This is a genomic window from Burkholderia sp. MR1-5-21 (assembly GCF_053427715.1).
In genome coordinates, this window is record NZ_JBSAXD010000001.1 from 41175 (window position 1) to 62940 (window position 21766).

At 65.0% G+C, this 21766-nt stretch carries 17 protein-coding genes; 15 read left to right on the plus strand and 2 right to left on the minus strand.

Annotated elements, in window-relative coordinates; all coding sequences use genetic code 11:
• Positions 1-388 precede the first annotated feature (388 nt).
• Positions 389-1801 carry a discoidin domain-containing protein gene (locus ACV229_RS00165; protein ID WP_448081089.1) on the minus strand — a complete coding sequence of 471 codons (1413 nt, stop codon included), beginning with the start codon at positions 1799-1801 and terminating at the stop codon, positions 389-391.
• A gap of 273 nt (positions 1802-2074) precedes the next feature.
• On the opposite strand from ACV229_RS00165, the gene ACV229_RS00170 reads away from it, so the two are divergent.
• From ACV229_RS00170 to ACV229_RS00180, 3 genes are all read left to right on the plus strand, one after another.
• Complete coding sequence (locus tag ACV229_RS00170; protein WP_448081090.1) at positions 2075-3505, plus strand: aminotransferase-like domain-containing protein; 1431 nt, start codon at positions 2075-2077, stop codon at positions 3503-3505.
• Positions 3506-3639: 134 nt separating this feature from the next.
• Positions 3640-4662 (plus strand): class I fructose-bisphosphate aldolase, encoded by a 1023-nt coding sequence (locus ACV229_RS00175; protein WP_448081091.1) that lies wholly within the window; start codon positions 3640-3642, stop codon positions 4660-4662.
• 361 nt (positions 4663-5023) lie between these two features.
• Complete coding sequence (locus tag ACV229_RS00180) at positions 5024-5569, plus strand: hypothetical protein (RefSeq protein WP_448081092.1); 546 nt, start codon at positions 5024-5026, stop codon at positions 5567-5569.
• 122 nt (positions 5570-5691) lie between these two features.
• On the opposite strand, the gene ACV229_RS00185 is transcribed toward ACV229_RS00180, so the two are convergent.
• The gene (locus ACV229_RS00185) at positions 5692-6570 is read right to left on the minus strand and encodes a MurR/RpiR family transcriptional regulator (protein WP_448081093.1); all 879 of its coding nucleotides are present in this window, start codon (positions 6568-6570) and stop codon (positions 5692-5694) included.
• Positions 6571-6938: 368 nt separating this feature from the next.
• Here ACV229_RS00185 and ggt point away from each other — a divergent pair, with 368 nt between their 5' ends.
• From ggt to ACV229_RS00245, 12 genes are all read left to right on the plus strand, one after another.
• Positions 6939-8690 (plus strand): gamma-glutamyltransferase, encoded by a 1752-nt coding sequence (gene ggt, locus ACV229_RS00190; RefSeq protein ID WP_448081094.1) that lies wholly within the window; start codon positions 6939-6941, stop codon positions 8688-8690.
• Positions 8691-8873: 183 nt separating this feature from the next.
• Positions 8874-10175 (plus strand): dicarboxylate/amino acid:cation symporter, encoded by a 1302-nt coding sequence (locus tag ACV229_RS00195; protein ID WP_448081095.1) that lies wholly within the window; start codon positions 8874-8876, stop codon positions 10173-10175.
• Between the two features lie 130 nt (positions 10176-10305).
• A complete protein-coding gene (locus ACV229_RS00200; protein ID WP_448081096.1) occupies positions 10306-11322 on the plus strand; it encodes an amino acid ABC transporter substrate-binding protein in 1017 nt (338 codons plus the stop codon).
• 17 nt (positions 11323-11339) lie between these two features.
• Complete coding sequence (locus ACV229_RS00205) at positions 11340-12680, plus strand: SLC13 family permease (RefSeq protein WP_448081097.1); 1341 nt, start codon at positions 11340-11342, stop codon at positions 12678-12680.
• A gap of 494 nt (positions 12681-13174) precedes the next feature.
• The gene (locus ACV229_RS00210; RefSeq protein WP_448081098.1) at positions 13175-14452 is read left to right on the plus strand and encodes a PAS domain-containing sensor histidine kinase; all 1278 of its coding nucleotides are present in this window, start codon (positions 13175-13177) and stop codon (positions 14450-14452) included.
• The gene (locus ACV229_RS00215; RefSeq protein WP_448081099.1) at positions 14449-15084 is read left to right on the plus strand and encodes a response regulator transcription factor; all 636 of its coding nucleotides are present in this window, start codon (positions 14449-14451) and stop codon (positions 15082-15084) included. The genes ACV229_RS00210 and ACV229_RS00215 overlap by 4 nt, the downstream gene beginning before the upstream one ends.
• A gap of 129 nt (positions 15085-15213) precedes the next feature.
• The gene (locus ACV229_RS00220; RefSeq protein WP_448081100.1) at positions 15214-15600 is read left to right on the plus strand and encodes a response regulator transcription factor; all 387 of its coding nucleotides are present in this window, start codon (positions 15214-15216) and stop codon (positions 15598-15600) included.
• A 162-nt stretch (positions 15601-15762) separates the two neighbouring features.
• Complete coding sequence (locus tag ACV229_RS00225; protein WP_448081101.1) at positions 15763-16332, plus strand: lipid-binding SYLF domain-containing protein; 570 nt, start codon at positions 15763-15765, stop codon at positions 16330-16332.
• An 82-nt stretch (positions 16333-16414) separates the two neighbouring features.
• Entirely contained in the window at positions 16415-16951 is a 537-nt protein-coding gene (locus ACV229_RS00230; RefSeq protein ID WP_448081102.1) for a glycine zipper family protein, read from the plus strand.
• 26 nt (positions 16952-16977) lie between these two features.
• Positions 16978-17373 (plus strand): hypothetical protein, encoded by a 396-nt coding sequence (locus ACV229_RS00235; RefSeq protein ID WP_448081103.1) that lies wholly within the window; start codon positions 16978-16980, stop codon positions 17371-17373.
• Between the two features lie 16 nt (positions 17374-17389).
• Positions 17390-18559, plus strand: coding sequence for an efflux RND transporter periplasmic adaptor subunit (locus ACV229_RS00240; protein ID WP_448081104.1), 1170 nt, complete (start codon positions 17390-17392; stop codon positions 18557-18559).
• A gap of 12 nt (positions 18560-18571) precedes the next feature.
• Positions 18572-21766, plus strand: a complete 3195-nt coding sequence (locus ACV229_RS00245; protein WP_448081105.1) for an efflux RND transporter permease subunit — start codon at positions 18572-18574, stop codon at positions 21764-21766.

Here is a 21766-nt window from a genome sequence, read left to right on the forward strand (position 1 = left end):
TAAGCCCGCATAAGCTCAACATGATGCTCGAAAGGATCATCTCGACATTGGGTGTTTGAGGCGTTGCGACCCTGATAGGCGGAACAGGCGTCGGGCACGTTCCCGTATCGACGCGTTCGGGCTGCGTCGCGCGAGGCTGAACGGGGGAATGTGCGCGACGGCGAACGGGTGCTTGGCCCCTGGCCCCGACCGTAGGCGAAATCGGCTTTCGGCGTCCGGTGATCGCGATGCCGGACGCGCTGTGACCGATCCGAACGACTACCCGGCGGCCACGCTCGTCGGGCAGATTCCCCAGGCGTACAGGAAACAGGCGGGTTGCCGGCGGGCGTGACACCGCCGGAGGGCCATTTCGCGCCGGCGGCGTCTGCACAGGGCGTGCGGCAGCCGCTTACGAGCCCCACACCTGCATTTCGTCGAGCGAGTAGCCCCACTGAGTCGCACGCTTCGTGCCGTACATCCGCACGTAACGACCATGCCCGTTGAGGTTCGGAAGCGTGACGTGGCCCCACGCGACCCCGTTGCTGGTCGAGTAGATCGTCGTCCAGTTCACGTTGTCGTTCGAGGTCTGGATCTGATAGACGAGCGCGCCTGCGTCCCAGTAGAGATCGACGTGATCGATGTTCTTCACGGCGCCGAGATCGACCGAAATCCATTGCGGATCGACGCCGGCGCCTTCCGGCGAATCCCAGCGCGTGCTGGTGGTATTGCCGTCGAACGCCTTGTCGGGCGTCAGCGACGCGTTGTAGCTGGCCGATGCCGCGGCGGGGTGCCCTTGCGACAGCAGCGTGATCTGGTTCGCAACCGGACCGCCGTAGTAGCTCGACCCGAGCTTGGCCTTCGTCGTGTCGGCGTTCACGCCGAACTGCGACAGGCTCCAGCGCTGGCCGGTCGTCACGTCGCCGACGTAGAGCTGATAGCCGCCTGCGGTGGTCGACGAAAAGAACAGATAGTTCGTGCCGCTGACCGGCGCCGGGTCGGAGTTATTGCTGATGCAGTCGTTGATCGCGAGCTGGTTCGGCGTCGATGCCGGGTCCGCGGTCTTCATGTAGATCTGGTCGAGCTGGCTCGCGTCCTTCCAGCGCGCGTAGAACACCATGCCGTCCGCACGCACGATCGGATAGTAGGTTTGAAGACCGGCCGGTTGATCGAACACGGCCGTGACGCCGGTCGCGATCGTGCGCTTCATCAGGCCCATGTTCGCGCCGGTGCCGCTCGCGTAGTAGACGGCGCTCGCGTCCGGCGCGAGAAACGGCATCGAGTACTCGCCGCCGGCCGGCGCGTTCGCGAGGCTCACGACCGATGTGAAGACCGGGCCCGCGCTCGTGTACGACAGCGTTGCCTGCTTGACGCTTCCGTTCTGCTTGAACACGAGCGTCTTGCCGTCCGCGCTGAATTTCGGGTCTTCGTTGCGGGTGGCGCCCGTGCTGTTCGTCATGTTGACCGGCGGGTTGTTCGTGCCGAGCTGATACATGAACACGTTCCACGCGTTGTTGGCGATGCCCATGAACGCGATCCACTTGCCGTCGGGGCTGAACACCGCGTTCATCGGATCGGTGATGCCCCACGCGCTCTTGCTCAACTGGGTCAGCGTGTGCGCGGAGAAGTCGTAGAGGAACAGCTGGCTCGTACCGTCGCCGTAGTTGACGTAGCTGTGATAGACGAGCTTGCCGGTCAGGGCGCTCGGAAACGACGCGTTGGACTGGGCCGGAGGATTGGAGATGCAGGCTGCGTCGGCGGCGCTGCCGAACAGGTTGACGGCGATCGCAGCCGCGAGGCCCGCGACGAGGGTCTTCGTTTTCACGCTGAGTGATCCTGGGTGAGAGGGGACGCCGGCAGACAAGACCCCGCGCGAACGCGCAGGACCACGGATCAGCCGTCGGGCAGCGTGAATTCCGTATCGAGTGGACGTCGGGTGAGCAGAAGGCGAGAGGATGCCCGCGAACCGGGCGAATGAAAAGGATCAGAGCCCGTTAAAAACGTGCAGATCAGACGAGAAGTCGGGGGCTGCGCGAGAGGTGCCGTGCTACTCTTTTTTCCGGCGACACACGGAGGAGCCGGAGACGGGCATGAAGCCATGAAGCGTTATGCGGCGCTGGCAAAGACGATAGCCGATGCGATCCGGCGCGGCGACCTGATGCCCGGTGCGCGCATTCCGACCGTTCGCGCGGCCAGCAAAGCTTACCAGGTGAGCCCGGCAACCGTGTTTCGCGCGTACTACCTGCTCGAGAGCGAGGGCCTGATCGTCGCGCGGCCGCGTTCCGGCTATTTCGTTTCCGATGTGGGCGGCAAGCGCGCGCGCTCGAGCCACGCGTCGCCGCGCAAGGCGTCCGGTGCGCCCGGCGTGCCGGGTGTCGTGGACGACGTGCTGCTCACGCTGACGAATGCGATCAAGCACGAGGACGTCGTCGCATTGGGCTCGACGTTCGCCAGCTATTCGCTGTTCCCGATGAGCAGTCTGTGGCGATGCATGACGTCGGTGACACGCAGCATGGACCGCACGCGGATGCTGTCCGGATTTCCGCCCGGCGATGAAGGGCTGCGCCGGCAGATCGCGCTGCGTTACCTGATCGCGGGCGCCGCGTTGCCGATGGACGAGATCGTCATCACGACAGGCGCGCTGGAGGCGCTGACGCTCAGCCTGCAGGCGCTTGCGCGTCCGGGCGACATGGTCGCGATCGAACGTCCGGCGTTCCATGCGGCGCTGCAGGCGGTGCAGCGTCTTCATCTGAAGGCCGTGGAAATTCCGGTCGATCCGTACACGGGGCTCGATCTCGACGCGCTCGCCGCAGCGCTCGACCGCTATCCGATCCGCGCATGCTGGTTCATGACGTCGTTCCACAACCCGACCGGCGCGACGTTGTCCGACGAGCGCAAGCGTGCGCTGATCGATCTGCTCGCCGCGCATCGGGTGCCGCTGATCGAAGACGATGTCTATGGCGAGCTGTACTTCGGGGCCGCGCCGGTTCGCCCCGCCAAACTGTACGACGATAGCGGGCTCGTGCTGCATTGCGGATCGTTTTCGAAATGCCTGGCGCCGGGCTTCAGGATCGGCTGGGTGGCGGCGGGGCGTTACGTGCATCAGATCAGGCAGGCGAAATGCGTCGCCGCGCCGGCGGCCGATGTGCCTGCGCAACTGGCCATTTCGAACTATCTGCGCGAAGGCGGATACGATCGCTTCCTGCGAAAGCTGCGGCGCAGTCTCGCCGCGCACCAGGCGCAGATGCTGGCGGCCGTGCGCGCCTACTTTCCGCAGGGAACGGAAGTCATTGCGCCCCACGGCGGCTACTTCCTGTGGATCGAATTGCCGCCGCGCGTGGACGCGCTGCGCCTGTTCGGCGCCGCGATGGAGAACGGCATCAGCATCGCGCCGGGGCCGATCTTTTCCGCGACCGGTGGATTCCGCCGTTACGTGCGGCTCAACTACGGCCGTCCGTGGACGTCTGCCGTGGAGAACGCGATGCAGACCATCGGTACGCTCGCGGCGCGGCAGCGGCATGCGAGCTAGCGCGGGAAAGTCACTAGGTTCACGACCGGCGCGTGCCTTGCATTCCGGCTGTGCGGCGACCAAGAATGAGGATCAAAGGGCGCGCCGCAACGCGCGTCGAGCGGCGGACAACGCCGCATGCAAGGGAGGATCACATGAAAAACGGAAACGAACTCCAGGCGACGGTTCAGGCACTTGTTCAGGATGGCAAAGGTCTGCTGGCTGCCGACGAAAGCGGACCGACCATCGCGAAGCGCTTCAAGACGATTGCGGTCGAATCGACTGAAGAGAACCGGCGCGCGTGGCGCAGCCTGCTGCTGTCGACGCCGGGTCTGGGTGAATTCATCAGCGGCGTCATTCTGTATGAAGAGACGTTGGGGCAATGTGCGGACGACGGGACGCCGTTGCCCGAGGTCGCCGAGCGGCAGCGTATCGTGCCCGGCATCAAGGTCGACGCCGGCAAGATTCCGCTTGCGCACGCGCCCGGCGACGAAATCACGCAAGGGCTCGACGGGCTCGCGAAGCGTCTCGACGGCTACCGGCAGCAGGGCGCGCGTTTCGCGAAATGGCGCGCGGTGTACAACGTGTCGGGCACGTTACCGAGCCGATTGGCGATCGACGCGAACGCCGAATCGCTCGCCCGTTATGCGGCGATCTGCCAGGAATCGGGCATCGTGCCGATCGTCGAACCGGAAGTCCTGATGGACGGCGAGCATTCGATCGAGCGTTGCTCGGAGGTGTCCGACGCCGTGCTGCATGCGGTTTTCGACGCACTGCATCGACATCGCGTCGCGCTTGCCCACATGCTGCTCAAGCCCAGCATGGTCGTCCCGGGCAACGCGCACGAGACGCAAGCGACAGCCGCGGAGATCGCCGATGCGACGGTTCGCCTGTTGCGCGGTGTCGTGCCGGCCGACGTGCCCGGCATCTTCTTCCTGTCCGGCGGGCAAACGCCCGAGGAAGCCACGGCCAACCTCGACGCGATGAACCGCATCGCCGGGCGGCCGTGGCTGTTGAGCTTCTCCTATGGACGCGCGCTGCAGGAGCCGCCGCTTGCCGCATGGAAGGGGCAGGCGGCCAATGTGCGCGACGCGCAGCATGCGTTGCTCGAGCGCGCGCGACTGAACGGTGCGGCATGTCGTGGTCAATACGATGCCGCGATGGAGCGTCAGGCGTGAGCGGAGCCGGGCGGATTTCACGCGCGCAGCCGATCATGTCCGTCGTCGTCGAACGATGCGAGTCCTGCTCAAGCGAAAAGCCGGCGCACGCGACACGGTCGAACGCGTCCTGAACGCGCGCGCCCGGTCGCGGCCTGCTGTCTGCTGCCGCTGCAGACAGTGCGGCTTCGTTGCCTTTCGCGCGCTCGAACATTGTCCCGTTTGCGGCACGCGGAACTGGCCGTTCGAATGGCGTAACGTGCGTTCGGACGGTGCGTGCGCCGCCAGTCCGGCGCGTGCGTCCGCCAGTTGGTCCACACGCATCGCGCGTCTGCTGCATGATGCAGCAGTCCGTCAGCCTCGCGTGGGTGCCGCGCCCGCATTGAGCCTCGTGACGCTCATATTGCTGTTCGGCGGCTATGTCGCACTTGACCAGTTCTGCAAGGCCGACCCGGTCTGTCGGGCGCAGGACGGATCGGGCGTGCAGTCGGTCATCGTCGATTTGCCATCGGCAGCGGATTTTGCGGTGCTTTCGCGCGAACCGTCGACGCCGGCGCCGCCCGCCTTTTCATTGGGCTCGTCCGATGAAGCTCGTCTTGCGGATGCCGGAGACGGTGGGCCGAGTGCGAGCCAGGATGCAGAGCAGGGTGCGGGCCGAATGGTCGAAGGCACGGAGCCCGCCGATGCGCGGCGTGCGACCATTGCGAGCAAGCCGACCGACTTGCATGCCGCGCGTCCCTGCGCGAATCGCGCAGAATCCGGCTGTGCGCGCCCGCATGGCGGCGCAATACGCACCGCCGGATTGCAGGGCGGGCATGAAATGCCGCATCACTACCATGCGATACGCCGCGCGAGCGGGCACACCGACGGGGTACGGCGGCTCGCGTCGAATGACGTCGATACGGCGAAGCTCTATCGCGGGCACTGAGCGCTTGCGGATCGGTGTGCACGCGCCGCCGCGCCGCCATTCATGCGGTCCGGCTAGTACGCAGATTGCGCAACGCCGCTCGTTCGTCGAGCGATGCGCGTTGCCGCAGGCTCAAGCGCCGATCACCCCGGCAGTTCCCGCTGGGTGGCGTCCTGCTCGATACCCGCTGCGTTCAGGTATTCGATCTTTTCCAATCGCTGCTTCGCCAATTCGGGTTGCCGGTTCGTGACGCCGATCACCAGCGCTTCAGCGAGTGCAAGCGCCGGGACATTGGTCTGCAGCATCGCGAACGGGCGTCCCTGGATGCGGAGCGCGATCTCCGCAAACTCGCTGATCGGCGACATCCATTCGTCCGTGATCAGCACGATCCTCGCGCCAAGCTGATGCGCGCATTGTGCGAATCGAATGCTGTCCTTCTGATAGCGACGGAAATCGAAAATGACGAGAACGTCATTCGGTCCCATATCCGCCAGTGCAACCGACGCCAGGTTCAGGTTCGGCTCCACGTACTGAACTTGCGGCCGCGCGTACGCCAGCGTGAAGGAAAACAACGCGGCGAGCGGCGCCGTGTAGCGCCCGCCACCGCAGAAGATGCGGACGTCCGGCCGGGCGAGCAGCGTGACGGCTTCGTCGAAGGCTGTCGCGTCGAGCCCTTCGATCATCGTTGCCAACGATTGAGAGAGCCGCTGGAAAATCGCCGAATGACCGTCGCGCATGCTCGATTCGGCATGAAATGCTTCCATCCGGGCGAGCGGGGAATTCATCGCGGCATCGATTTCGTTATGCAGCGCTTGCTGGAACGACGAGTAATTGGGAAAGCCGATCCTGACGACGAAGCGAAAGACTGTCGGGTCGCTGACATCCGCGTGCTTGGCAAAGTTGGCAATCGGACCGAGCCCGAGACTGGGGTAGCGATCCAGTAACGCCTGCGCGACCTTCTGTTCCGACGGCGTGTAGCTATCCATCTGGGATAGCAGCAACGCCCTGATGCTTGTCCCCATCGGGCACTCCGACTCTCACATTGTTTGAATGACTCATGGCAGACATCCGTCTGCTCGTGATTGCACGAATGTTAGCCCATTGGCGCGCAACGATCCTCGCGACGTCCGAGAAATAGGGCTACAACGCCAGCGAGAACAAATCACATGCCTACTGTGTAATAACACAAACATTACGATTGAATCACATTTCAAGCTTTCTGTTCGAAATCAGGTGTTAACCCTAGGTTTTTGGCGCAAAAATCGGCGTGCTATGATCGCGGCCTCGCTGGGTTGTATCAGGCATTACACAAAAAAGTTGGCGGGGCAGGTAAGCCACGAAATGGCTTCGCATCCCGGCATCGCCCTGTTCTTGTTTGGAGGATTTCGTCATGAGGCGGCTCGCTGTACTCACCCTGTTGTCGGCAATGCATTTGTGTGCGGTCGCCGCTTCGGACCCTGCGGTTGAAGCCAGGAATGGCATGGTCGTTTCGTCGCAGCACCTCGCGTCGGAAATCGGCGTCGAGATCATGAAGGAGGGTGGCAACGCAGTGGATGCCGCTGTTGCGGTCGGCTACGCTCAGGCCGTCACGAATCCGTGCTGCGGCAATATCGGCGGCGGCGGTTTCATGACCATTCACCTGGCTGACGGTCGCGACCGGTTCATCAATTTCCGGGAAACCGCGCCGGCTGCCGCGTCGGCCAACATGTATCTCGACACGTCGGGCAATGTCCGTCCGGGCGAAAGCCTCTATGGCTATCGCGCGGTCGGCGTGCCGGGCACCGTCGCCGGCCTGGATCTCGCGCAGCGGAAATACGGCAACCTGACGCGCAAGCAGGTGATGGCGCCCGCGATTCGGCTCGCGCGTGACGGCTTCATCCTGACGCGGGGCGATACCGACATCCTCGACACGACGGTTCAGCGTTTCAAGTCGGATCCGGAGGCGGCCCGCATCTTCCTGCGGCCCGACGGCACGCCGCTCCAGCCGGGTGACCGTCTGGTCCAGAAGGATCTGGCGCGCACGCTGGAGCGAATCGCGGCGCAGGGGCCCGAGGCGTTCTATCGCGGAGACATTCCGAAGATCGTCGAGGCCGCTTCGAAGCAGGCGGGCGGCGTCATCACGGCCGGCGATTTCGCGTCCTATCGCGCAGAGGACATGGATCCGCTGAAATGCACGTATCGCGGCTACGAGTTCATCTCGGCCCCGCCTCCGAGCTCCGGCGGCGTGACGCTTTGCGAGACGCTGAACGTGCTGGAAGGGTATGACCTGCGCAAGCTTGGCTACCATTCCGCGTCTGCGCTTCACTACATGAGCGAAGCCATGCGGCACGCTTACGAGGACCGCAACACGCTGCTCGGCGATCCGAACTTCATCAGCAATCCGGTCGACAAGCTGACGAGCAAGGAATACGCGGCGGAAATCCGCAAGCGCATCAGCGGCGACGTGGCGACGGCGTCGGTCGATGTGCAGCCCGGTCTCGGTGTGCACGAGAAGCCGGAAACGACCCACTATTCGATCATCGATCGTGCGGGCAACGCGGTCTCGACCACTTATACGGTCAACGGTCGTTTCGGTGCGGTGGTCATTCCTCCGGGGACGGGCTTCTTCCTGAACGACGAAATGGACGACTTCACCGTGAAGGTCGGTGCGCAGAACCTGTTCGGCCTCGTGCAGGGAACGCGCAACGCGATCGCGCCGGGCAAGCGTCCGCTGTCGTCGATGGCGCCGACCATCGTGAAGAAGGACGGCAAGGTGTTCATGGTGGTCGGGTCGCCGGGCGGCTCGCGCATCATCACGATCACGCTGCAGACGGTGCTGAACGTGATCGACTACGGGATGACGCCGCAAGATGCGGTCGCTGCGCCGCGCATCCACCAGCAATGGCTGCCTGACGAGGTGTATTACGAAACGTACGGCCTGTCGCCCGACACGCTCGCGATCATGCGCAACATGGGCTACAAGATGGTCGAAGAAACGCCGTGGGGCGCCGCAGAGCTGATCCTGGTCGGCTTGCCGGGTACCGAGGCGGCGAGCCGGAAGAGTTCGGGGAACGACTCGTCGGTGTCCGGCAACGTACGCGTCGGCTTCATCTACGGCTACAACGACCCGCGCCGCCCGGCCGGATCGGCCCTCGGCTACTGACCGTTCGACGCTGCATCGCCAGGTTGACGCGTTCGCGATCCTGCGAATCCGGTCCTGGCGACAGTCCGGCCAGCACCTGGCCATCAACAGCAGTACGACATGTTCGCAACGCGCTCCTGCGGTACGCCACGGGAGCGCGTGTCTTATTCATTTTTGCGCGGTCACCGTGCACTGAATCTCCGTATGAACAAAAGAATACCCGCGGCAATCTGGATCCTGATCGCGATGGTGATCGGCATCATCATCGGCTACATGATCTACACGCAGTTTCCCGACAAGAAAGCCGCCGTGGAAATCGCCGGCTACATCTCGCTCGTATCCGATGTGTTCCTGCGCCTGATCAAGATGGTGATCGGGCCGCTCGTGTTCTCGACGCTCGTCGTCGGCATCGCGCACATGGGCGACGCGGCATCGGTGGGGCGCGTATTCGCGAAGGCGCTCGGCTGGTTCTTCACGGCGTCGCTGATCTCGCTGCTGCTCGGGCTGCTGATGGCAAACGTGCTCCAGCCCGGCCAGCACCTCGGCCTGCCGCTGCCGGACATTGGCGCGTCGGCGAACCTCGCGACGGCCAAGTTCACGCTGAAGGATTTCGTCGGCCACATGGTGCCGAAGTCGTTCGCCGAGGCGATGGCCAATAACGAGATCCTGCAGATCGTCGTGTTCTCGATGTTCTTCGGCATCGCGCTCGCGGCGCTCGGCGAGCGCGGGAAGATTCTCGTCGCCGCGATCGAGCAGCTGTCGCAAGTGATGCTCAAGATCACCGGCTACGTGATGAAGTTCGCACCGTTCGCGGTGCTGGCAGCGATGGCGTCGACCGTTGCGGTCAACGGTCTGTCGATCCTGCTGAAGTTCGCGGTGTTCATGGGCGACTTCTATGTGAGCCTGTTCCTGCTGTGGGCCACGCTCGTCGCCGCCGGACTGCTGTTCCTCGGCCGCCGCGTGTTCAAGCTGCTGGTGCTGATCAAGGAAGCGTTCATGCTGTCGTTCGCGACGGCGAGCTCCGAAGCGGCGTACCCGAAGATCCTCGATGCGCTCGATCGTTTTGGCGTCCGCCGCAAGATTTCGAGCTTCGTGATGCCGATGGGGTATTCGTTCAACCTTGACGGCTCGATGATGTACTGCACGTTCGCGTCGCTGTTCATCGCGCAGGCGTACGGCATTCACCTGTCGCTGGGCACGCAGATCACGATGCTGCTGATCCTGATGCTGACGTCGAAAGGGATGGCCGGCGTGCCGCGTGCGTCGCTCGTCGTGATCGCGGCGACGCTGCATCAGTTCGACATCCCGGAAGCGGGGCTGCTGCTCATTCTCGGCGTCGACACGTTCCTCGACATGGGTCGCTCGGCGACGAACGCGGTGGGCAACTCGATCGCCAGCGCGGTGGTCGCGAAGTGGGAAGGCGAACTGATGTCGGCGTCCGAGGCCGAGGCGAATGCTGCGCGTCTGGATGCGGACATCAAGGTGCGGGTCGCGGAATCGGCCTAGGGTTGACCCGCCGTCCGAAAATAAGGGGGCGAAAGTTCCAACCTCGCCCCGGCGGGCGCACATAATAGATGCTGGTTGCCCGCAAACGAACGCCGAACAAATGGGGAAAGCCATGACGCGCGTGGGTCGAATGCTTCGATGTATCGCCCTGATCGGCGCGGTGCTGATCGGCGCGACTCCCGACGCACGAGCGGCGGATGGCGCAACGCTTGGCCAGGTGCGCTCGCGCGGCGTGCTGCGCTGCGGCATCAGCGAGGGGATCGCGGGGTTTTCGGCTCGCGACGCATCGGGCACCTGGACCGGGATCGACGTCGATTTCTGCCGGGCAGTCGCGGCCGCCGCGCTGGGCAGTCCGGACAAGGTCGCTTACATTCCGCTTCGCGCATCGGAGCGCTTCCCGGCGCTGCGCGAAGGCGCGATCGATCTGCTCGCCCGCAACACGAGCTGGACGTTGCTCCGCGAAGGCACGCTCGGCGTGCAGTTCGCGGGCGTGCTCTTTTACGACGGCCAGACGTTCATGACGAAGGCGCAGGGCGCGCCGCAGACGTCAGAGGGCCTCAAGGGCGCGACCGTTTGCGTGAAGAAGGATACGACGAGCCAGGACCATCTGCTCGCGTATTCGGCCGCGAACGGCTTGAACCTGCTGCCGGTCGTGGTCGCGTCGACGGCCGACGCGACTGCCGCGCTATTCTCCGGCCGCTGTCGCGCGTGGACGAGCGATGCGTCGCAACTCGCCGCCGCGCGCGTGAATGCGCCGGGCGGCGCGGCGTCCTGGTTCATCATGCAGGAGCGCATTTCGCAGGAGCCGCTGGGCCCGGTCGTCCGGGACGACGATGCGAAATGGCTCGTTCTCGTGCGCTGGGTCCTGATCGCGCTGGTGCGTGCCGAACAACTCGGTCTCACCCGGGAGAATGTCGCGCACCGGTCGCAAGAGGCGGCGGTGCGGGCATCGCTCGTCGCCGACGACGAAGTCGACCGCAACCTGGGCGTTGCGCCCGGCTGGATGCTGCGCGCCGTGCAGGCGGCCGGCAACTACGGCGAAATGTTCGAGCGCAATCTCGGGCCGCGCAGCCCGCTCGGTCTCGAGCGCGGGCCGAACCGGCTTTGGACGCAGGGGGGGCTGATGTACGCGCCGCCCTTGCGCTAGCCCAGGAGACCCGGCTCATGAGCGAACTCCAGATCGTCGTCGTGCTTGCCGTCTTCTCGGCGGTCATTCTCGTCATTGCGTTCGATCTTGTCGACATGGCGGTTGCCGCGCTGGTCGGCAGTTGCTTGCTGGTCGCGCTCGGCATCCTGACCGCCCAGGACATTGCCGACGCGTTCCGTGGTTCGAGCGGGCCGCTGAGTCTGTTGTTCGGGGGAATGGTCGTGGCGCGCATTCTCGGCACGACCGGCATATTCGATGTGGTCGGCGACTACTACTTGCGTGCGACGCGAGGCAGCGGCAGGCGGTTCCTGCTTCTGCTGATCCTGATTGTCGCGCCGCTCTGCGCGGTGCTGCCGAATGCGACGACGGTCGTTCTGCTCGCGCCCGTCATCATTCGGGTCGCACAGGCGCTCGACGTGGACATCGCGCCACCGATGATCCTGACTGCGATCATCAGCAATTGCGCAGGCTTGCTGACGATCGTCGGCGACCCTGCGACCTACCTCGTCGGCAGCTCGGTCGGCATGACGTTCGGGTTCTATCTGCGCCATGTGAGCCTCGGCGGCGTCATGGCGATCGCGATCGTCGTGCCGCTCTTGCCCTGGTTGATGCCGGGCGTGTGGAATCTGCGGCGGTCGTTGCCGCCGGCACGCGCATCGGCGCGCATCGAGCGACCGGTCTATGCGAGCCTCACGCTCGCGGTGCTGGCGGCGATGGTGGGCCTGTTCGTGTTCGGCGAGCATCTTCCGTCGCCGATCGTACCCCCGGCCGCCGCGCTGATCGCCAGCGCGCTCGCATTGCTCGTCGGCTATGCGGCGCGCGTCGAGCCGACCGACAGCGTGTTGCGCGACGTCGACTGGAAGACGCTCGTGTTTCTGGCCAGCATCTTCTGTCTCGTTCAGGCGATCGTGAAGACGGGCATGCTCCAGGTCATGGCACTGCGGCTCCATAACCTGTTCGGCGCCCAGCTCACGCTCGTCGCACTGACCGTGATCGCGGCGATCGGCATCCTGTCGAGCCTGCTGGCGAACGTCCCCGTGGCCGCGGCGTCGATCGTGATGATCAAGGGCTATCTGGTGGCGGCCGAGGTCGTGCCCGAAACGGCGCTGTCGGCGCATTTCACGCATTGGCCGACCGTCGCGATTCCGGTATTCGTCGCGATGATGTTCGGCGCGACGCTCGGCGGCAACGCGACGCTGATCGGCGCGTCGGCCAATATCGTCTCGGCGGGCATCTGCGCGCGCCAGGGCGCGCCGGTCACTTTCGTGCGATTCCTGCGGATCGGGCTGCCGGTGACGCTGTGCCAGCTCGCCGCGTCGGCGCTGTACGTGATCGTGCTATCGCGATTGATGCGATGAACGGCGTCCCGGCATATCAATGACTTCGATCAAGCCAATTGAAAATAATCGCGTTACGACGGCGAAAGATGCCGTCGGAACTGGAATCGAATCATTCGGTATACCTAGAATTTCTTGCGTGTACGCGAGTAATCGCGGCTCACGTCGCGGATTTTCTGACGGCAGGTAGCGCAACGCAGCACCACGCATGAAGCGCCGGAACACGGTGGAGCATCGCGCTTGTCGCGGTCCGTTCAGCGGGCGGACTGCCGGAGCGACTGCGCGCCGCGGCAGGCGTCACAGCGCAGGGGCGCCGCGCGTCGCCACGGAGAAAAACAGTCATGTCTCTCCCTACGCTAGGTACCGAGGTTGTGCTGGCGGCGGCCATGACGTCGTTCGTGTGGCGCTTACATAACTTGCGCACGCAACGGCAATCGCCGGTCGGCGCGCGCAGCGGCCCGGCAGGCCGGCAATCATCTCGTCACGCGCGTGGGCGCAGTGTGCCGTCCGGCACCATGGCGCTGCAATGCGCCGCACCGCGGCGGGAACCCCGCGGCGAAGGCATCCTCGCGCATGCGGGCCTGCACATTCCGCCGGCACTGCGCCGCGCGACGGACGCGGCAGCGCGCATCCCCTGGTTCGGCAAGCGCTTGAAACACGATCCGGATCATCGCGAAACGGCAACGCCGATGCGCGATGCGTTCGAACGCGTGCCGGTGGCGATCGTCGGTTTCAACGAGCGTAATGAAATCGTTTTTGCCAATGAAAAGGCGAGGGCACTGTTCGGTTACCACGGCGACGGATTGACCGGCGCGTCCGGTCGGATGCTGTTTCCCGACTGTCCGGCGAGCGTCGAGTGGAATGCGCCGGCCGCGCAGGTTGCGCCACGCGTGCCGCCGCCGGTGCAGTCGATGCAGTCAGTGATGGCGAGACGCAGCGACGGAGCCGATTTCCCGGTGGAAGTGACGATCAGCGAATGCTGCGTCGACGGCGCGCCGACCCGGCTCGCGGTCATCGTCGATCGCAGCGAACGGGTCGAATTGCAGCGGAACCGGCAGGAGCTCGCGCATCTGACGCGCATCTCCGCGCTCGGCGAACTGGCGGGGTCGCTCGCGCACGAGCTGAACCAGCCGCTGACTGCGATCCTGAGCAACGCGCAGGCCGCGCAGCGTTTCCTGGAAGCGGATCCGATCGACCTGCCCGAGGTGCGGGAGACCCTGAAGGACATCGTGGACGACAATTGCCGCGCGGGTGAAATCATCCGGAAAATGCGGGCGCTCGTCCGCAAGGGCGACGTGGATCTGCAGCCGCTCGACGTCGGCGGCGTCGTTCGGGACGTCGTGCTGCTCGTGCATAGCGACGCGATCCTGCGCCGCATCCGGACGACGCTCGACATCGAAGATGCGTTGCCAGCCGTGCGGGGCGACCGTGTGCAGTTGCAGCAGGTCGTGCTCAATCTCCTGCTCAACGGATTCGACGCGGTGCATGACGGGCCTGCGGTGGATCGCGTCGTCACCGTGCGGGTGTGGGCCGAGCCCGAAGGCGCGGTGCGCATCTGCGTATGCGATCGCGGGCACGGACTGACGGTCGACCAGCTCGACAGGATCTTCAAGCCGTTCTTCACGTCGAAGCCGCACGGGCTGGGATTGGGCCTGTCGATCAGCCGGACGATCATCACCGCGCACGGTGGCCGTCTCTGGGCGGAAAACAACGCGGACCGCGGTGCGTCGTTCCATGTCGCGTTGCCTGCGACGGGCGCCGCCGAACCGAATCGCGCGTGCCGGCAGCCATGAACGATCCCGCTTCGATCGTCTTCATCGTGGACGACGACCCTTCGGTCCGGCAGGCGCTGTCGCGGCTCGTTCGCTCGGCGGGCTACCGGGCCGAGGCGTTCGATTCGGGGCGTGCGTTTCTCGCCGCGGCCGACCCGACGAATTGCCCCGCGTGCCTGCTGCTGGATCTCCAGCTGCCGGACGTGAACGGACTCGAATTGCAGCGCGAACTCGATGCGGCGCTGCCGATCATTTTCATTACCGGGCACGGCGACATCGGCACGACCGTGGACGCGATGAAGGCTGGCGCGGCCGACTTCCTGCCGAAGCCGGTCTCCGACACGGTTCTGCTCGATGCGATCGGGCGCGCGCTCGAACGTTCGATGCAGATGGGCGAACGCCGCCGGGAACTCGCGAGCCTCCAGGCGCGCGTCGACCGCCTGACGCCGCGAGAGCGGGAAGTCATGGCGCTCGTCGTGACGGGCCGCCTGAACAAACAGGTCGCCGACGATCTCGGCATCGCCGAAAAAACCATCAAGATTCACCGCGCGCGCGTGATGGAGAAAATGGAGGCGGCGTCGCTGGCGGACCTCGTGCGTCTCGCCGACAAACTCGGCATCGGCGCTTCGATATCCGTGCGCCCGGATCGCTGAGCGAGCGCTCGGCGCATCGTCCGTCACGGCGGTGGACCAAAGTCCTATACCGGTTTCGCGCTTCGCCTGATAGCCTCAATCTGCGGGATCGCTGTGACGCGGTCAACGGCCGAATCCGGAATTTTCACAATGGGTAACGTCAAGCCATTCGTTGCGGTCGTCGACGACGATGAATCGGTGGGCCGGGCGATCAAGCGTCTGTTGCGATCTGTCGGCATCGGCGCGGACACGTTTACGAACGGCGACGATTTTCTGGACACGCTTGCGTCGATGCCCTCATACCGCCCGGCTTGCGTGATTCTCGACATACAGATGCCCGGGCTCAACGGACTCGAGGTGCAGCGGCGCCTCGACGGCACGGGCGTGCCCGTCATCGTGATCACCGCCTACGACGACGTCGCCGTGCGCGAACAGGCGCTCGCGGCCGGGGCGATCGCGTATGTGCGCAAGCCGTTCAACGATGCGCTGCTGATCAAGACCGTGTGCACCGCGCTCGGCATCGCGTCGCCGCCGTGACGGCATATCCGCGCGCCGCTGTCCGCCGGTGTCATATGGGACCAAAGTCCCATTGTTCTTGATGTAGGCGGCAACCAAACTTGAATCCGACGACGTGCGGCCGATGCCATGGGGAATGGCGCGGGCTTGCACGATCGGGGGAATTCAACGGGAGTACGCATCATGATCGAATGCATTCGCAACCTGGCTGTGATCTCGCTGCTGGCCGTGACGGCAGCCTGCTCGACCGGTCAATCGTCGTCCGCATCCGGTACCGGGTCCGAGGACGCCGTCCTCGACCAGGATGCGCAGGCAGCGCTCGCGAATCTGTACGCCGCCACGCCGCAGGCGAAGGACGTCGCGGCCAAGGCCAAGGGCATTCTCGTGTTTCCGAGCGTGGTGAGAGCCGGGTTCATTGCCGGCGCGTCGCACGGCACGGGCGAATTGCTCGAGGGCGGCAAGGTCACCGGGTACTACGCGACGACATCGGTGACCTACGGTCTTCAGGCGGGTGTCCAGACATACGGCTACGTGATGATGTTCATGTCGGACAAGGCGCTCGACAACCTCAAGACGAGTGCCGGTTTCGAAGTCGGCATGGCGCCGACCGTCGTGATCGGCGATGCGGGCGCGGCCAGGAATCTGACAACGGCCACGCTGCAGTCCGATATCTACGCGTTCATCTTCGATCAGAAGGGCTTGATGGCCGGGATCGGCTTGAGAGGATCGAAGATTACCCGCCTCAATCGATGAAGCAGGCGTCCATCGCCTGCCGCATGCAGGCGAATGGCGGACTGGATTGCGATCGGAAGACAGCGTGGAAGCGAGGCCACACATGGAATTCGCGTTGCAGCAATCGAAGCCTGCACGGCCAGGCAAGCGTGGAGCGGCCCGCAAGCGGCGGTTCGCACCGTTCGCGATGGGGCTGATCGCATTGACGATTGCCGGCTTCGCGTGCGCGCAGCAGCCGATCTACTATCCCGCGAAGGGGCAGAGTCCGCAAAAGCAGCAGACCGACACGGCGGAATGCCAGGTGTGGGCAAAGCAGACCACGGGCGTCGATCCGGTTGCCCTCGCGCAGCGCGCCGCTTCTCCGTCCGCTCCGCCACCGCCACAGGGTGGCGTGGTGCGAGGCGCTGCAGGCGGTGCCGCCATGGGGGCCGCGATTGGTGCGATCGCCGGCGATGCCGGCAAGGGCGCGGCGATCGGCGCAATCACCGGCACGGCCGGCGGCGGCATGCGGCGGCTTCGCCGGGAGCAGGCCGCCGCCCAGCAGGAGCAGGCCACGCAGAGCAGCACCGCGAGCCAGCTGTCGACATTTACGCGCGCCGTGACCGCATGCATGAACGGGCGGGGCTACACGAGCCAATAGTATCGGAGCGAGCGGTGGAATCAGCCATGAACAACCTCGTACGTACGGCATGGGTGGCGACCTTCCTGCTGGATTGTGCAGGCGCATGCGCAGGCGATTTCGATGGAAGCAAGCCGTTGCTGTGCGCGACGGTCGAGGCTCACGCGTGCGATCCGGGTTTTCCTTGCGCGCGTGCGCTGCCCGCGGACCTCGGTGCGCCGAGGTTCCTGTCGATCGACTTCGTCAAGAAGACGATTGCCGGACCCGCGCGGAACTCACCGATTCAATTCATGGAGAAAGGCCAGAACCAGATCGCGATGCAGGGCACCGAACTCGGCTTCGCGTGGACACTCGTGCTCGATACGCGCGACGGGACGATGACTGCGACACTGGTCAATCGCGAAGACGCCGTGGTCGTGTTCGGAGACTGCACGGCGATGTAGCGTCGGGAATCATCCCATGAAGCCCGTAACCCTCATTTGTTCGATGCCGCTGATCGCGGCCCTCGCCGTCTGCGCAGGATGCAAGAAGCCGGCGGCGATCCCGAAGCTCGGCGCGCCTGACGTGACGGTTGTGACGGTCGCGCCACGCGATACACCGGTGGACTTCGAATTCACCGCGCAGACGCAGAGTTCGCACGAGGTCGAGATTCGTGCGCGGGTGGACGGATTCCTGGACAAGCGCACCTACGTCGAAGGGCAGATGGTGAAGTCTGGCCAGACGCTGTTCCTGATGGACCACAAGCCGTTCGATGCCGCGCTGCAGACTGCGAAGGGCCAGCTGGCGCAGCAGCAGGCGAGGCTCAACGTCGCGAAGGAAAACCTTGCACGCGTCAGGCCGCTCGCCGCGCAGAACGCGCTGAGCAAGAAGGACCTGGACGACGCGGTCGGCAACGTGCAGCAGGCCGAGGCCGCGGTGATCGCCGCACAGGGGCAGGTGCAGACGGCGCAGCTCAATCTCAGCTACACGACGATCAAGTCGCCGATCACCGGCCTGTCGAGCTTTGCCCGGCAGCAGGACGGCAGCTATGTCACGGCCACCGCCGCGGGACTGCTCACCTACGTGTACCAGCTCGACCCGATGTGGGTGAACTTCAGTATTTCGGAGAACGAGATGCTCAAGTACCGCGACGAAATCACGCGCGGGAAGCTGCGTTTTCCGGCGAACGACGATTTCGTCGTGACGCTCGTGCTTGCCGACGGCACGGAATTTCCGCAGCGCGGTCGGATCAACTTCGCGAACCCGGCATTCAGCACCGACACCGGAACGTTTCTGGTGCGCGCCGTGTTCGACAACCCGAACGGCACGTTGCGGCCCGGGCAGTTCGTGCGCGCGCGCGTGTCCGGCGCGACGCGGCCCGGCGCGGTGCTGGTGCCGCAGCGCGCCGTCCTGCAGGGCGCGAAGAGTCACTACGTATGGGTCGTCGACAATGAATCGAAGGCGCATCAGCGCGTCGTCGAAGTCGGGGAGTGGCACGGCGACGACTGGTTCATCACCGACGGGCTGAAGGCCGGCGAGCGCGTGGTGGTCGACGGGGCGATCCGCGTGGCGCCGGATACGCCGCTGAAGATCGTTCCCGCGGCGGCGCCGTCGGCCGCGAGCGGAGCCGGCGTCGCCGCGGCCCAGTGACGGGGCGGCTTCATGAACATCTCCCACTTCTGCATCGACCGGCCGATCTTCGCGTCCGTCATCTCGATCGTCATCACGCTGGGCGGCGCATTGACGATGCTCGCGCTGCCGGTGGCCCAGTACCCGGACGTCACGCCGCCGCAGATCACGATTGCGGCGTCCTATCCGGGCGCGAGCGCGGACGTCGTCGCCAACAACGTGGCCGCGCCGATCGAGCAGCAGGTCAACGGCGCGGACAACATGATCTACATGAACTCGTCCAGCTCGTCGACCGGCAACCTGACGATCAATGCGTTCTTCGAGATCGGCACCAACCCCGAACTCGCACAGGTGGACGTGCAGAACCGCGTGAACCTGGCGCTGCCGCAACTGCCGCAGTCGGTTCAGGCGCAGGGCGTGCAGATCCAGAAGAAATCGTCGGCGTTCATGATGGTCATCGCGATCTATTCGCCGCAGGAACGCTACGACGCGACCTATATCGCGAACTACGCGAACATCTACGTGCTCGATGCGATCAAGCGCATCGGCGGGGCCAACCAGTCCGCCATCTTCGGCACGCCGGACTATGCGATGCGCATCTGGCTGAAGCCGGACCGCATGGCGCAACTGAGCATCACCGCAGCCGACGTCCAGCGCGCGGTCGCCAACCAGAACCAGCAGTTCGCAGTCGGGCGGCTCGGTCAGGCGCCGACCGGCGGCGCGGTCGAGCAGTCGTTCGCGGTGACGACGCCGGGCCGCCTTGCCGAGCCCGCCGACTTCGACAACATCATCGTCCGGGCCGCGAGCCAGGGCACGGCGATCGTCCGCCTCAAGGACATCGGGCGGGCCGAGCTGGGGCAGAAGGACTATTCGATCCGCAGCCGCTTTCAGGGCAAGCCGGCCACGATCATCGCGGTCTACCAGCAGCCGGGCGCCAATGCGCTCGATGTGTCGAAACAGGTGCGCGCGACGCTCGCTGACATGAAGAAGTCGTTTCCCGAAGGACTCGATTACGAGATCGCGATGGACACGACGGAATTCACGCGCGCGTCGATCACCGACGTCGTGCACACCTTCTTCGAGGCGCTCGTACTGGTCGTGATCGTCGTGTTCGTGTTCCTGCAAAGCCTGCGCGCCACCCTCATCCCGGTGCTGGCCGTGCCGGTGTCGATTCTCGGCACGGCGATGGGCATGGCGCTGCTCGGCTTCTCGATCAACATGCTGACGCTGTTCGGGATGGTGCTCGCAATCGGCATCGTGGTCGACGACGCGATCGTCGTGATCGAGAACGTCGAGCGCAACATGACGGTGCACAAGCTCGATCCGAAGGCGGCCGCCAAGCGCGCGATGGACGAGGTGGCCGGGCCGGTGGTGGCGATCGTGCTGGTGCTGTGCGCGGTGTTCGTGCCGGTCGCGTTTCTCGGCGGCATCACGGGGCAGCTCTACAAGCAGTTCGCGATCACGATCGCGATTTCGGTGGTGATCTCGGGCGTCGTCGCGCTGACGTTGTCGCCGGCGCTGGCCGCGCTGCTGCTCACGAGCACGCACCACGAGAAGAAGGGCTTCTTCCGATGGTTCGAAAACGTGTTCGCGCGGCTGACGGCCGGTTACACGCGCGCGGTCAGGTTCGTCATCAAGCGCTTCGTGCTCGCGCTCGTGCTGTTCGGCGGCATGATCGTGCTGACGGTGTTGATGTTCAGGACGATTCCCGGTGCATTTCTGCCGCCGGAAGATCAGGGCTACCTGCTCGGCGCGATCATCATGCCGGATGCGGCGAGCCTCGACCGCACGGGCGACGTGTCGCAGCGGGTGGCCGACTACTTCATGAAGCAGGCGGCAGTGGGCAGCGTGACGACGGTCGACGGCTACAGTCTGCTCGACAGCCAGAACAAGAACAATGCCAGCACGTTCTTCGTCGGCCTGAAGGGCTTCGACGAGCGCTACAAGTTCGCGAACATCAGGACGCAGAACGCCCGCGCCGTGCTGGTCGATGCGTATCTGGCGCTGTCCAGGATCAAGGAGGGGATCGTCATTCCCGTCAACCCGCCATCGATTCCGGGGCTCGGTACGACCGGCGGCACCGAAGTATGGGTGCAGAGCAAGGGCGACGCGTCGATTGCGCAACTGGCGGGTGTCGTGCAGGAATTCGTGAACAAGGCGAAAGCACGGCCGGAGCTGTCGGGCGTGACGTCGACCTTCAACGCATCGTCGCAACAGCTTCTGGTCGATGTGGATCGCGACAAGTCCGAGACACTCGGCGTGCCGATCCAGGACGTGTACAGCGCGATGCAGACGATGTTCGGCTCGCTCTACGTGTCGCAATTCAACCGGGCGAGCCGGCTCTGGCAGGTCATCCTGCAGGCGGAGCCGTCCTACCGCCTCAAGCCGCAGGACCTGGACCAGATCTACGTGCGCAGCACGAACGGCAACATGGTGCCGCTCAAGTCCGTGGTGACCTACAAGTACGTGACGGGCCCGGACCTGATCACGCGATTCAACAACTTCCCCGCGGTCATGATCACGGCCAATGCGGCCCCCGGCTACAGCTCCGGCCAGGTCATCGCCGCGCTCGAGGAGATCGCCGCGCGGATGCCGCCAGGTTACGACGTCGCGTGGAGCGGCGAGGCCTACGAGGCACGCAAGTCGGGCGGCACGTCCGGCCTCGTGTTCGTGTTCGGTCTCATCATGGTGTTCCTGATTCTCGCGGCGCAATACGAGAAGTGGTCGCTGCCGTTCGGCGTGCTGATGGCGGTGCCGTTCGCGATGTTCGGCGCGCTGGTCGCGATCCTGCTGCGCGGGCTCAACAACGATGTCTACTTCCAGATCGGGCTGACCATGCTGGTGGCGCTGGCCGCCAAGAACGCGATCCTGATCTTCGAGTTCGCGGTGATCAACCGCGATGCGGGCGCGTCGCCCTACGACGCGGCGCTCACGGCCTCGGAAGAGCGCTTGCGGCCGATCGTCATGACCTCGCTCGCGTTCATCCTCGGCGTCGTGCCGCTGGCGATCGCGCTCGGCGCATCGGCGAACAGCCGTCACTCGATCGGCACGGGCGTCATCGGCGGGATGCTCGGGGCCACGGCGATCGCCGTGTTCTTCATCCCGATGTTCTATTACCTGCTCGAGGCGCTGTCGTCGCGCTCGCGCGGACAGGCCGCGCCGCCTCCGTCCGAGTCGGGGCCGGGCTCGCCGCATGCCGCGCCGTCGGCGCGGCGCGAGGACGACTGA

Bases quoted from the DNA above. Each gene is read 5' to 3' on its own strand.
- ACV229_RS00170 (WP_448081090.1), top strand. From the start codon at position 2,075: ATGAAGCGTTATGCGGCGCTGGCAAAGACGATAGCCGATGCGATCCGG.
- ACV229_RS00175 (WP_448081091.1), top strand. From the start codon at position 3,640: ATGAAAAACGGAAACGAACTCCAGGCGACGGTTCAGGCACTTGTTCAG.
- ACV229_RS00185 (WP_448081093.1), bottom strand. From the start codon at position 6,570: ATGGGGACAAGCATCAGGGCGTTGCTGCTATCCCAGATGGATAGCTAC.
- ggt (WP_448081094.1), top strand. From the start codon at position 6,939: ATGAGGCGGCTCGCTGTACTCACCCTGTTGTCGGCAATGCATTTGTGT.
- ACV229_RS00195 (WP_448081095.1), top strand. From the start codon at position 8,874: ATGAACAAAAGAATACCCGCGGCAATCTGGATCCTGATCGCGATGGTG.
- ACV229_RS00200 (WP_448081096.1), top strand. From the start codon at position 10,306: ATGCTTCGATGTATCGCCCTGATCGGCGCGGTGCTGATCGGCGCGACT.
- ACV229_RS00205 (WP_448081097.1), top strand. From the start codon at position 11,340: ATGAGCGAACTCCAGATCGTCGTCGTGCTTGCCGTCTTCTCGGCGGTC.
- ACV229_RS00210 (WP_448081098.1), top strand. From the start codon at position 13,175: ATGGCGCTGCAATGCGCCGCACCGCGGCGGGAACCCCGCGGCGAAGGC.
- ACV229_RS00215 (WP_448081099.1), top strand. From the start codon at position 14,449: ATGAACGATCCCGCTTCGATCGTCTTCATCGTGGACGACGACCCTTCG.
- ACV229_RS00220 (WP_448081100.1), top strand. From the start codon at position 15,214: ATGGGTAACGTCAAGCCATTCGTTGCGGTCGTCGACGACGATGAATCG.
- ACV229_RS00225 (WP_448081101.1), top strand. From the start codon at position 15,763: ATGATCGAATGCATTCGCAACCTGGCTGTGATCTCGCTGCTGGCCGTG.
- ACV229_RS00230 (WP_448081102.1), top strand. From the start codon at position 16,415: ATGGAATTCGCGTTGCAGCAATCGAAGCCTGCACGGCCAGGCAAGCGT.
- ACV229_RS00235 (WP_448081103.1), top strand. From the start codon at position 16,978: ATGAACAACCTCGTACGTACGGCATGGGTGGCGACCTTCCTGCTGGAT.
- ACV229_RS00240 (WP_448081104.1), top strand. From the start codon at position 17,390: ATGAAGCCCGTAACCCTCATTTGTTCGATGCCGCTGATCGCGGCCCTC.
- ACV229_RS00245 (WP_448081105.1), top strand. From the start codon at position 18,572: ATGAACATCTCCCACTTCTGCATCGACCGGCCGATCTTCGCGTCCGTC.